The organism is Streptomyces sp. NH27 (genome assembly GCF_056859195.1).
In genome coordinates this window covers 1-11564 of the sequence record NZ_JACEGK010000235.1, presented here as the reverse complement: position 1 = coordinate 11564, position 11564 = coordinate 1, and the positions used below count along the sequence as shown (strand labels likewise).

Here is an 11564-nt window from a genome sequence, read left to right as displayed (position 1 = left end):
CGCTTAGAGGACAGCGGCGACGGCCTGTCCGAGCCACTGAGCGACATTGCAACTCACCGCGTTTCCGGCCTGCATGGTCTTCTCCGCGTTGCTGTCGCCTCGGACGATGTAGGCGCCGGGGAAACGCTGGGCCGACAACTGCTCGCGCCACTGGAGCATCCGGAAGTAGCAGTCCTCCGCGGCCACGGCGCGGCTGGGACGCCGAAGCAGCCCGGCGGAGTCCACGGTTCCCAGGGTCAGGAGGGGACGGCTCGTCGGAGCGGGAGCCGTCTTGCGGTAGGGAATCACCAACCCGTGGTGATTGCCCCCTGCGTTGATGCTGGTCAGGGGACGGTCGACGGTGGAATGCCCCCCGTGCTTGCGGAGGGTGATGACGAAGGGGGGAGCGGCGAGGTCGGAGGAGGAGGCGTACTGGAAGCTGCCGGGGGGCACGATCAGCCCCTCGCCGATCTTGACGGTGCGCGACGGCAGGGGGCTGCGGTCGGGACGGAAAGCGCGCCCGTCGTGACCGGCGTGGTTGACCGTGACGAGCGACGGGTCGTCGGGGTAGGCGGCCAGGCCCGCATTGATGCGGCCCATGGTGGTCTCGGCCAGCGGCTTCTTGCGCTGGCCGATGAGCGTGCCGAGGTGTCTCCAGTCGATGATGTCGGCGGCGGGGCGGACGTAGGGCTCGACCCGCACGTCGGTGTCGTGGGCGGGGCAGGTGTAGTCGTACTGCTGGCCGTATTTCCCTATTCGGGTCAGCTTGTGGCCCTCGCGCCAGGTCTGCTGGGCGATGACGTCCTGCTCGCACTCCCCGCAGTAAGCTGTTGGGTGAGGCGCGACGTCCGGCAGCCGGATTCCGACGCGAGTGAAGACGATGTAGAGACGGTCGCGCCATTGAGGTGCGGCAGCATTCTCCGGGCTGCCGATGTGTGCCGAGGAGACGCACGCGATCTGGTGGTTGTATCCGAGCTGACGCATCCCGTCGAGCCACCAGTCGAACAGAATTCAGTCCAGTGCGAACTCGACGACATTCTCAATCAGAATCGCCTTGTACTGGTGGACTTGGGCGGCGCGGATGACATCGAATGCCGTGGCACGTGTGCGTTGGAAAGCCGCATCGGGAAGAGCGAGCCACTCCTCGTTCGTCATGTCGGCGCGCACTTTCCGGCTTCGGCGTCTGCCTCCAGCGGGGGAGAGTTCAGTGCAGATCGGGCTCGCCCACAGCACATCGGTCTTGGGCAGTCTGCGCATGTCGTAGTTGCTGACATCGGCGCACACATGCTCCGCATACGGGTGGTTGGCGACATGCGTCGCAATGGCGGTGAGCCAGTGATTTGCGGCGAGGAGGAGTTCCCATCCCGCGGCAACTAGGCCGGTGCTGGCGCCGCCCGCGCCACAGAAGATGTCGGTGAAGGTGATCAAGGCCGGTCCTCGGGTCTCGGTCCCGTTGGTGGAGGGCGTGCCGGGCCCGGTTGCCCTCCGGGCCCGGCACGGGGAGTGGTGCGAGGATGAGGGTCAGTCGACGAAGTGCGCCGATGCGACCTCGGCCAAGATCAGGGTGTTGAGTCGATTCACCAGTGCGGGCAGGATCTTGACGGTGGTGGAGGCGCTGCCGTCGGCGTACGCGATGGTGATTTCGGCGGCGCCCGGTCGTCCCGCGGTCGCGATGCTCGACGGGAGCGCGGCGAGTTCCTCCAGGAGCCAAGCCAGGGTGGCGGGGGAGCCCAGCCTGCGCTGGGTGCCGCGCGCGGGGTTGATCCCGCCGTAGCGTACGAGCAGTTCGCTGACGTAGCGGGCGGTGCTGTCGGCCATGAGTTGGACGTCTGCGGTGGGCACGGCAGCCTCGGGTGAGCTGTTGTACACCAGCGCGCGGACGTTCCCGTCCAGGTGGTGCTGGACGTGCCAGCCGGTGACCTCCTCCAGGCGCGGAGGGAGTGCCTCGGGAGCGCCGACCAGCAGGTGGCCGTCGCCGTGCAGAGGAACGCGGATGATCCAGCCGCCGCCGTCGGCCTCTCCGAGTTGAGCGGCCAGCCTCCTGCCCCTGAGCGCGTCAAGGACACCGTGGTACTGCCGCATGTACTCGTCCCGGGAGTAGGCGAAGCCGACCACGAAATCGAGGAGCGGTCGGACCTCCGTGGGCCACGGGAGGAAGCCGGACCTGCCGGTCGCGGCCCCGATGCTGGTCCGCTGCTGCCAGAAGATTCCGCGGTACCGACTGCTTCGACCGGGCGAAAGGAGCAGTTGGTCGTAGCTGCACGGAAGGGTGACGATCAGCACGCCGTCAAAACTGCGAACGGATATGCCCGCGGTGCGCAGTTCGCGCTCCAATTGGTCCAGATCGATGAGTTCGGTCATTTTGACCTCCGATGGCGGTGGAGTTTGGGGTCTTGCCCTGACCCCCTCTGACATATGTAAATCTATCGACCGGCGTTATCGGATGTCAATTGGAATGAGCGCCTACGCTCGTAATTGATGCGGTGGAATGGAAGTGCGTTGATTTTCGAACGACGGGCGTGCGGTCGGCGTGCGGCGTTCACCCGGCACGGGCCTGGGCCGTAGGAGATGCCCCCTGGCCCATCCCGGCGGAAAGAGATTGTGGGGGGCCGTCGGGAGGAGTGCAGGGGAGGGTGCGGGCTTTTGTCGTAGTGACGAAGGAGCGGAGAGAAAAGCCCGTGACCGACCTTGCGCGCAGCCCGCCGCGGCCCCCCAGAATCGACAGCCGGGAAGGGAAAACCCACGTCCGGCAGGGCGCCGCGTGCGAATATCAGCGGGGGCCGTTCGCGCGGGGGCGGTAGCGACCTAGCTCCAGAGATCGCGCGATCAGGTCGCGGGGGACATTGGGCAGGAGTCGGCATGCGTCGTCGAGGGTCGCCTCGTCCGCGGTGGTCCGCGCTGTGTGGCTCTGGGATGGACCGAGGGGGCGAGTGAGTTCGAGCCGAGTGCCGCCCCGGGTGCCATCGGCGTCGAGGACGAGCCTCAGACGCAGCGGTTCGTCCCCCCACTGGCAGGTCGCGCTCCCCGAGTCGTGCCCGCGCCGAGAGGCGGGGTCGAATTCATCGTCGTCCACCTCAGCTGAGGCGGATGAAACTCTCCTCTGGTCGCCCCCCGGCGTGGTCATGTTGCCTTCTCCCTGTGTGAGGCCACGAATTCCCGAAAGATGATGCATATGCCACTGCATCATGTCGAGTGCGCAGTGCGCACCGTCTGTAGTGCACCTCTGACCGCTTGGAACTGGCCCCTGTGTGCCGCGGGGCGGAGCAGGTTCGGGTTCGCGCGTCCGAGAGGGGGCTCAGCTCCGCCGTGATGTGGTGCGCGAGTACCAGGCGATGGGGTCCGCGCAAGGTGTTGTCGCGCCGTCGAGAGCGCCACGGGTGCGGTGGCTCCGGCAAGGGCGGCGATGCCGGCCTGATCGGACGACCGAAGGCCAGCGTCTACTGCCGCGAGGATGTGATGCCAACCGACCGGCCGCGGTACGTCGGCAGGCCGAACGCCCGTTACCGGTCGGGCGACGTCCCCTTCCGACGCGAACCGGAGTTCGGGTGGAGCGGCGATCTGCGTCGCGAGGATGGGCACAGGTCCTCCAGCGTCGGCCTACGCGGCAAGAAGCGAGCATGCGTTTATGGCCGTCATTTCGGATCGCTACCACAGAAGTCCCGTTGAGCAGATGAGTTCTGATGGCGCGTCAGTTCTGAGGTTTGATCCCGTGGATACCACGAGGCGCAGAGCATCGTCCTGGCCGTTGAGGTGATTCAGCTCAGGAGCAGAAACGGCCAAAGCGGGTCTTCCGCTGACCACGGTGGCGGAGAAGCCAGATCGGGAACGGAAAGTGTCGCGAGCCATCTCGCCACGGCCGGATGGGAATCCCCGCCCTCTGGCACGAGGTCGGGCAGGCAGCGGACTGTTTTTCCCTCCGACGTCGGGGGCAGACCGGCGCCCAGGTGATACCACACGACATCCTGCTGCAGGTGAGGGATGACGTGGCCTGTGACGGCGGTGTGCACTTCGGGACTGACCCACAGGCTGACGACGCTCCTGACGGATCGGACTGCCGGTGCCCAGTCCGACCGCGCGGCCGAGTCTGCACTCATCCTCATCGCATCGGAAGTCGCGCACGGATACGGCAGGAGCACGCTGGTCACGCTCGCACCGTGATGACGGAGACCATCCGTTACGGCGTAGCCGGCCGGCGTGTTCGCGAGGACCAACACGTCAGCGGAATGCACAGCCCCTCCCCTTCTCAGGTTCGGCGAGCACACTGGGCGTCGCACACCGGTGGGGATCGAAAGCGGTTCGGGCTGTCATATCTCTGTGCATATGACCAGCACACGCCATTGAGCGCTTCCCGGAAAGGGTCGCTGGGGACCCGGGTCGGAAACGACCCTGGTCGCTCTCGACCCATTTGGGTCCCCTGAACAGGCGAATCAGCGATCGACCTCCCAAGATGAAGACGAGAACTTTGCGAAATCTTGGTGGAGGTGGCGATGCCGGACCCGGGTCTTCCGCATGTCCCCGACTTGATGCGACACTGGCGTGAGCGCATCGACCCCCGAGAGATTCCCGCTGCCGCCGGCTTCCCGGAGGACAGGTTGGCACGGGGATTGACCGTCGGGCTGGCCGCCGAGCTGCTAGGCGTGACCGAGCGGCACTACCGGCGGATCGAGAAGGGCAGTGCTCACGGCGTCAGCCTAGGATTGGTCACCAGGATCGTCGAGATGCTGTCCCTGTCGTCGTGGGAGGCCGAGATCCTCTACGCCTGGTGCGGCCACCGGGCCCCTGCCCAAGTGCGCCCCGAAAGTGCCAAGATCCCGCCATACCTGCTGAAGATCCTCCACGCCGAGGAGCACGGCGCCTATTGGTGGACGAACTTGTACGAGGTCGTAGCGGTCAACCGCCGAGGCGCTGCGAATTGGCCCTGGCTCAGGGACGGCACGAACGTCTTGGACTCTCTTCTGACCGGCGAAGGACGTGAGCAGTGCCGTGAGTGGGAGTCCCGCTGGGCGCCGCCCCTGCTGTCCCAACTGCGTCGTGAACTCGTGTCTCCAACGGGGGGAGAAAGACCCGGGCTTGAGGCACTGCTGCGGAGGGTCTGCCGAGATCCGGAGGTTGCGCGAATCTGGCGGAGCACCGCCGATGTGCAGCCGCGGTTCCACGGGACGGCACGCCCGATGGTCATGCCGCCGTGGGGGCCGGCTCCCGTACAGATCATGGTGTCGGCCCTGGTCCCGTTCGTGCGGCCGGATCTGCGGTTCGTGTGCGGAGTGCCTGATGAGTCCGTCACACCTCAGTTGCCTCCACTGGATGCACGTGCTGACCCAGCACCGCCGACTGAAGGCGAGGGACTGGACAAGCCGTGACGTGGGGCACGGTCAGAGGGCGTAGGACAGTCCCAGGTCGTCGCCGGGGCGGTGGAACTCCTCCAGGGCGAGGGGTTCGTTGTGGTCGACCGCGGTAATGCGGAGGGTGGCCAGGATGGGGACGCCTTCGGGGCGCCGCCGCTCCGACCGCTGGTCCGAGCCAACCGCAACCGCGTACGAGCGAGACCCCGTCACCCCGAGAGCCGGCGCCGCGCACACCCGCCCCCCGAGCGGACCGGCCCGGCCCTCCAGGTACCCACGACAGGCAGACCTCGCGCTAGCCGCAGCACCGCGGCAGGGCGCCTCGACAGCGAGGCGGCGGCACGGGCCCCCGCGGCCGGGTCGGGGTCACCTTCCTGCGGGCTGATCCGTCAGAGGCGTGTCGCTCGACCGCCGATCCGCTCGGGACGTGTGCGCCTCCCGGCAATCACGGTCACTCCGGCGATGACCAGTCAGCAGGTCTAGGCACGGCCCAGTTGGTTGACGACTGCCTCGACGGCGTCGCGGCTCTTCGTCGAGAGAGCAGCGATGGCCGTGACGATCTCCGGCACACCCTCGGACGTCAGGGCGTCGATCGTCTCAGGCGATGCCAGAAGCGTGCCGAGGGCATCGAGCAGGGCTGGGTTGGCGATGATCACTTCGACCGTGCGGCGCTGCTCGTCGCTCAGCGAGGCAAGGCTTTCGATGATCGTGCGTGCCCGCGCGTCACCGAAGAGCGTGAGCTTGTCGATCTGGCGTACCACCTCACGTACCACAGACAGGTCGACCGGCGCGTCAGAGTCCCCTTCCACCGTGATCTCGGTGACGTCGCGTCGCTTGAGGGCGCCGAGGAGTTCCAGCTCCGTGTCCAGGCGTCGGTAGTCGCCCCCATCGCCTACGAGATAGCCGACGGGCACTCGGAAGTACATCGCCAGTGCCCGCACATCGGCGATCTTCGGATTTTCCTGGTGGCCCTTGGCCAGGTTGAAGATATGGGCGCCGGACATCGTCGCCCCCGTCTTCTCCGCGATCGCGGCCGCCAGGCGCTCGTACGACAGGGGCGGGTCGCCCTTAGGCGTGGTCAGGTCCCGGAGGAGCTGGATCTTACCCGCGAGAGTGTGCGGGCCTGCTGCGGTACCCGGCGCCTCATCGGGCATGTGGCCCTGCCATTTCCGTCGAAGTGATCGTGATGGTGATTGCCTCCAAGCTACGTCATCCACGATCGTTGACGTGGCGACCCAACCGATGGTCTCCGGACCGTGATCTGCTGCGCGGATCGCTCGGAATCGCGCGCGCTCGTACACAGCCGTCGACGTACGAGGATCTGGTGCCTGTGCTCGAACCGGGCTACCCGCGGTCGGGACATCCGACGTTGGCGTCTATGTCTGTAGATGACTTACTTCGTGTATCCGTAATGTCGGTATTGCGCTCTCGCCTTCCTTGGTCACTCGAACTACGCTGACGCATCTGTCATCAATGATTGTTGATGGCAGGTGTTGTTTGCTGCCTGTTTCCGAGTGGCGACGCACCCGTACGAGCTTGGGGAGGACCAGTGCCGATATCCAGACGAATCATCGCGGGGAGCCTTGCGACGGTGGCGGGCGTCACCGTCGCCGTTGCTACAGTGCCCGCCGCCCAGGCGGCAGACGTAGGGACGATGAAGGTCTCCTGCAGCGCGGTCAATATCCGATCGGGACCGAGCCAGCACAGCACCATTCTCGGGGTGGCGTATCGCGGGGACACGATGCGGGTGAACCAGTTCGCCTACAAGGTGTCGGAGCGCCGGTGGTACAGCCGGGGCACGGTGACCCGGCGGTCGGACGGCAAGAAGAAGACCGGCTACGGCACGTACGACTGCATCAACCCCTACGGCGAGACGCCACCGCCGGCTTACCCCAAGCGACCCTGAGCGCACGCCTGCGCATCTGGGCCTGCCTTGCCCGCCGGTTGTCCGGCTTTGACGCGCTGCGCTGACCGGAGCCACCGAAGCAGTCGCCCCTTCCACTGACCCACGCGGCTGCATAGCGGATGGCGCGTGGGGGCGCCGGCGACGTGACGGTGCCCCACCCTCCTGCCCCGCCTCCGGGAGTTACCGCGTGTCCGTATCCAGCACCGCCCCTGCCCACTCCATGGAAGAGCGGCCGCAGCGGCCGGCCCGTTGGCCGCGCCCTGTGCGCGCCCTGCTGATCGGCACTCTGGTCGCGCGCTCCTTGGGTTTCGCCTATCCCTTCCTCACCTACCGTCTGTCGTCCGGTCTTGGGTACACGCCGGTGACCACCGGGCTGGTCCTGGCGGTGTTCGGCGCTGGGTGGCTGGTGGGCCAGTTGTGCGCCGGGTGGGCGGTCGACCGGTTCGGGTACCGGGACACGCTGCTGGGGACGGTGGTCCTTGGGGCCGCGACGCTACCGCTCTTGGCGGTGGGAACTGGAGTGTCCTGGCTGCTCGTGGCGTCGGGACTCGCCGGCCTGGCGTATGACTCGCCGAGGCCGGCGGTCTCGGCGGCGATCACCGACCTGGTCGGCGACCTGCGCGACAGGGCCGTGATCAGCGGCTGGCGGCTGGGTGCCATCAACATCGGTGCGGCCGTCACCGGCGGTCTCGGTGGCCTGCTCGCCGACCGCGTCGGCTACCTCACCTTGTGCCTGGCCAACGGCGCGAGCTTCCTCGCCTTCGGCGCGGTGGTCCTGCCCGCGCTGCCGCGTCAGCCGGAGAAGCGTGCCAACCGGCGCCGGTCCGGCGCTGTCTCGGCGACCAGAGCCGCTGCGGGTGACCCCCGGCTGTGGATGCTGTGCGCCAGCAGCATGGCGGCGATGACCTGCGCTGTAGGCCTGATGTCGACGCTGCCCCTGATGATGGCGCGCGACGGGCTGTCCACCGAGTCGTATGGGTGGACGCAGGGTGTTGACGCTGCCTTGGTGCTGGCGCTCACCCCGCTGCTCAACCCAGTCCTCAGCCGTCTCGCGGGAAGAGCCCGTCCCCTTCTGGCCGCTCAGGCGCTGAGCGCACTCGTCCTCGGCGTCGGCATGGGCAGCACCGGGGTCGCCCACACCACCGTCACCTACAGCGTCGCCGTCGCGGTGGCCGTTCCCGGCGAAATCGCGCTCTACATTGCCAGAGCAACCCGGCCCGGATGGTCAGCGCATCCAGCGTGCACGCCTCCAGGTCGTTGGCCTCGGCGTAGAGCAGCGACAGCACGTCGCGCCGGCCCTGCGGGAGGCGGGCCGGCTGCTCTTCATCGGCGGGCTCCAGGAGTAGCGGCTCCGGCGTGGACTGCATCGCCAGACCGGACAGCGTGATGCTCCGGGCCCGGAGCTTTTCCGGTACTGCCGGGTCGAGCGTGTGGAGTTCGTCCTCGCAGCTCTCCAGCAGCAGTGCGCGGGCCTCGGCGTCGCTAGGGGCGTCGAGATGGGCGACGGCCGGGAGTTCGACAAGGTAGGCGCGAGGGGCGGTGGGCGGGCTCTCCAGGGGCTGGGACACGGGTACTCCTCGAAGGTGTCGGGGGTGTTGGCGGATGGCTCCGGGCGGTACGGTCGGGCCCGGCGGGCGACGGCCTGCCCGCCGGGCTCATCGCTCACGCGGCGGCAGCCTGCCGTGCGAACTGAACGCACGCCGGGAAGTCCGGCTTGAGGTCGGGCCCCCTGCGCCGCTGGGCCTTTCTGGCGCACTTCAGCCGCTGGGACCCGTTGTCCAGTTTGCGGGTCACCAGGTGCACGCACGCGCCGCACCGCACCGCAGGCTCCGCGTTGTACGGCTCCAGGAGGGGCTGCAACGTGGCGGGGTGGATGCCGCGGTCGAGTTCGATCCGTACGGCTCCGCGGCCTGTCGTGGCCGGGGGGATGGTGTTGACGGACACGGTGTGTCGTCCTTTCGATCGTCTTCTCGGGAGGCGGTGGAGCTCAGGTGGCACGGGCATCCCAGGCGGAGACCCAGCACGCCTCGAAGTTGGCGTCGTGGTGGTCGGCGAAGTCGACCAGGCAGGCCAGCAGCCTTGCCATCGCGGCGGTGAAGCGCAGTGGCACCCCGGATGCGCCGCCGCCCTCGACGAAGGCCGTCAGTGCGCGGGCGACGCCCTTCTGCGGCGCCGCGGCGAGATCGGCCAGCGGGCGCTCGTCCTCCGGCCAATCCGGGAGCATTGGCCCATCAGTGCTGATCAGGTATGCCCGGCCCAGGATCAGCTCGTGGCCGGACTCCATGAAGGCCGCCAGGTCCAGCATCTCGGCGATGAAGGCCGTCAAGGTCTCCGCGATCACGGCCGCGTCAACTGGACCGGTGAGGAAGTCGGACAGCGCGCGTTCTGCCCGGACAAGGGCGGCCCGCTGCGCATCAGAGGCGCGAGGCATGGGTGAACTCCGTTCGGGCGGTAGCTCCGCCACGCCTCAATAATACTGCCGCATAAAGAGTTATGCAATATCTGGTTGATCTGTTGGGCCGCACTTCGGGGCGGCGCAGCGGCTGTCAGGGGGCAGCGTGTGGTCACCGGGGGCGGGCTGGTGCGTGGCAGCGAGGATGGCCTTGATCCGCGGGACGGTCTGCCCGGTTGCTCGGGCGATGTCTCCCGGGGTGACCCGCCGCAGTGCCAGAGCGGCGACGGCGCTGTGCAGTGCGTCGTCCCGGGTGTTCTGTGCCGCGCGCAGCCTCTCCAGCTCCGGCGTCACCGCGACGACCGTGACGTCCACGGTCACGCCGATCAGCGCGAGCGCCCGCTCTACGTTCTGCCGGACCGCCCTTAGGCTCCGGCCGTGCCCATATACCCCGTGCTCGGGGATGTGCACGACCCAGGACCGGCCGCTCCGGGTGGCCCGGCACTCCAGGGCGTCGGTTGCCGGGCGCTGGTCGGTGTCGCTCATCGGGCGCTCCTCATATCGGTGATGACCTGGTGGGCGACTGCGTCGGGGACGGGCGTGGGCAGCACGAGCTGCTGAGTGCCGATCCGGTACACCGCGTGCGACGTGCTGGTGCCGTCGATGGCGGTGACGGTGTAGCCGAGCTGCCGGGCCGCAGCCCGGATACGCGCCAGGCCGCTCTGGTCGGGGCCTGCGCGAAGCCCGGCGGTGACCTCCTGGGCCTGCTTCCACTCCTTCAGCGTGATGACCGGCTCGTGGGTGATCTGAGGCGACCACACCCACTCGGAGATGGGGTTGAGCCTGGAGAACCCAGGGCGTCCCGTCCGGGTGGCCTTCCGGTTGTATACCTGGTGCCCGGTCAACTTGGGGTTAGCGATCAGTCCCTCGACCAAGTTGTGCGTCCACCGGTGCGCGGGCGGGTAGCGATCGAGATCCGCCGCCAGGATCGCGATGATGTCCGCGGCCTTCAGGTGCTCCTCGCGTCGCAGGCGGTGCAGCTCCCGTGCAGCGTCGAACCGCCGCCGATCCTCGTGCGGGGCGAGCTTCTTCTTCGGCCGCTGAAGGCCGAACCGTCCCGGCGGCGCCGCCGGGGCATTCTCGTCGACCACTGCGGTGTAGGGGTAGGGCGGGTAGCCGTGGTTCCAGCCGCGGGCGGCGTGCTGGTACTGGCCGCCCATGCTCATCTCTAGCATGACCGCGCGGTATCGCTCCGCGTCCACTTGGCCGTACCGGCGCACGCTGAGCCGGCCGGACTCGGTGCCGCCGATCGGTTCGTTGGCGTAGATCATCTCCACGCCGGCCTGCTTCAGGGCATGCTCCACGGTGAGGCTGGTCAGCATGATGCGGGCCACGCGGTCGGAGCGCTCGGCGATGGCGCGCGTGACCCCCATGTGCGCGGCCCGCTCCATGAGGTCCTGGAATCCGCCGTCACGAGGGGTGGGGACGCCGAGCCGGTCGTAGACCTCCTGGGGCTGGAGACCGCGCAGTTCCGGCGGCAACATTCCGCTCTCCACGTCCCAGAAGTACGCGTGGAATTGCTCGCCGGGCTCAAGCCGGGCGGAGGCGTACTCCACCTGCCGCGGGATGGAGGAGGCCGGGTTCTGTGTCCCGTCCTTGGTGGAGACCCGGCCGACAAAGACGGTCCGGCGTGGGCGAAGGTCGACCGGCCGGTAACCCGGCAGGTCAGACAGGTCGATGGGGGGGCCGAAGGAATTCATGGTCCTTCCTGGAAGTCGGGGGGCCGGGCAGAGCCGGCCCATCTGCTGTGGTCGGTGGCTAGTACTGCAACCGCATCTGCCGTGACAGGTGCTGGATTGGCTCGTTGTTCCGACTGTGCGATGAATCGTTGACGGTTGAGCAGGTCGAGTCGTGGTCCGAGGGGATAGCCGGGTTCCATGCCCGG

Annotated in this window: 12 protein-coding genes; 3 read left to right on the top strand and 9 right to left on the bottom strand. The window is 67.9% G+C overall.

Going from position 1 to position 11564, the window contains the following annotated elements; genetic code table 11:
• Positions 1-3 precede the first annotated feature (3 nt).
• The 3 genes from AC13HU_RS20000 to AC13HU_RS19990 all read right to left on the bottom strand — a co-directional run bounded on the left by AC13HU_RS20000 (position 4) and on the right by AC13HU_RS19990 (position 2340).
• Positions 4-963 carry a hypothetical protein gene (locus AC13HU_RS20000; protein ID WP_483043268.1) on the bottom strand — a complete coding sequence of 320 codons (960 nt, stop codon included), beginning with the start codon at positions 961-963 and terminating at the stop codon, positions 4-6.
• 27 nt (positions 964-990) lie between these two features.
• Entirely contained in the window at positions 991-1407 is a 417-nt protein-coding gene (locus AC13HU_RS19995) for a DNA cytosine methyltransferase (protein ID WP_483043267.1), read from the bottom strand.
• 93 nt (positions 1408-1500) lie between these two features.
• Positions 1501-2340 carry a hypothetical protein gene (locus tag AC13HU_RS19990; RefSeq protein WP_483043266.1) on the bottom strand — a complete coding sequence of 280 codons (840 nt, stop codon included), beginning with the start codon at positions 2338-2340 and terminating at the stop codon, positions 1501-1503.
• 2126 nt (positions 2341-4466) lie between these two features.
• Here AC13HU_RS19990 and AC13HU_RS19985 point away from each other — a divergent pair.
• Positions 4467-5339 (top strand): MmyB family transcriptional regulator, encoded by an 873-nt coding sequence (locus AC13HU_RS19985; RefSeq protein ID WP_483043269.1) that lies wholly within the window; start codon positions 4467-4469, stop codon positions 5337-5339.
• Between the two features lie 12 nt (positions 5340-5351).
• Here the strand turns inward: AC13HU_RS19985 and AC13HU_RS19980 are convergent, their stop codons facing one another.
• Positions 5352-5534, bottom strand: a complete 183-nt coding sequence (locus tag AC13HU_RS19980; protein WP_483043265.1) for a hypothetical protein — start codon at positions 5532-5534, stop codon at positions 5352-5354.
• Positions 5535-5800: 266 nt separating this feature from the next.
• A complete protein-coding gene (locus AC13HU_RS19975) occupies positions 5801-6475 on the bottom strand; it encodes a hypothetical protein (RefSeq protein ID WP_483043264.1) in 675 nt (224 codons plus the stop codon).
• A 566-nt stretch (positions 6476-7041) separates the two neighbouring features.
• Between AC13HU_RS19975 and AC13HU_RS19970 the strand changes: the two genes are divergently transcribed.
• Together AC13HU_RS19970 and AC13HU_RS19965 are read left to right on the top strand one after the other, a co-directional pair.
• On the top strand, positions 7042-7227 hold the full coding sequence (locus AC13HU_RS19970; protein ID WP_483043263.1) for a hypothetical protein: 186 nt from the start codon (positions 7042-7044) through the stop codon (positions 7225-7227).
• A 262-nt stretch (positions 7228-7489) separates the two neighbouring features.
• The gene (locus AC13HU_RS19965) at positions 7490-8614 is read left to right on the top strand and encodes an MFS transporter (RefSeq protein WP_483043262.1); all 1125 of its coding nucleotides are present in this window, start codon (positions 7490-7492) and stop codon (positions 8612-8614) included.
• Between the two features lie 275 nt (positions 8615-8889).
• Here AC13HU_RS19965 and AC13HU_RS19960 read toward each other — a convergent pair whose 3' ends face one another.
• The 4 genes from AC13HU_RS19960 to AC13HU_RS19945 are packed head-to-tail and all read right to left on the bottom strand — an operon-like array spanning position 8890 to position 11379.
• The gene (locus AC13HU_RS19960) at positions 8890-9171 is read right to left on the bottom strand and encodes a hypothetical protein (protein ID WP_483043261.1); all 282 of its coding nucleotides are present in this window, start codon (positions 9169-9171) and stop codon (positions 8890-8892) included.
• A 43-nt stretch (positions 9172-9214) separates the two neighbouring features.
• Positions 9215-9658, bottom strand: a complete 444-nt coding sequence (locus tag AC13HU_RS19955) for a hypothetical protein (protein ID WP_483043260.1) — start codon at positions 9656-9658, stop codon at positions 9215-9217.
• Positions 9659-9718: 60 nt separating this feature from the next.
• Positions 9719-10165, bottom strand: coding sequence for a hypothetical protein (locus AC13HU_RS19950; RefSeq protein ID WP_483043259.1), 447 nt, complete (start codon positions 10163-10165; stop codon positions 9719-9721).
• The gene (locus AC13HU_RS19945) at positions 10162-11379 is read right to left on the bottom strand and encodes a recombinase family protein (RefSeq protein WP_483043258.1); all 1218 of its coding nucleotides are present in this window, start codon (positions 11377-11379) and stop codon (positions 10162-10164) included. Before AC13HU_RS19945 ends, AC13HU_RS19950 begins: the two co-directional genes overlap by 4 nt.
• Positions 11380-11564: the final 185 nt, after the last annotated feature.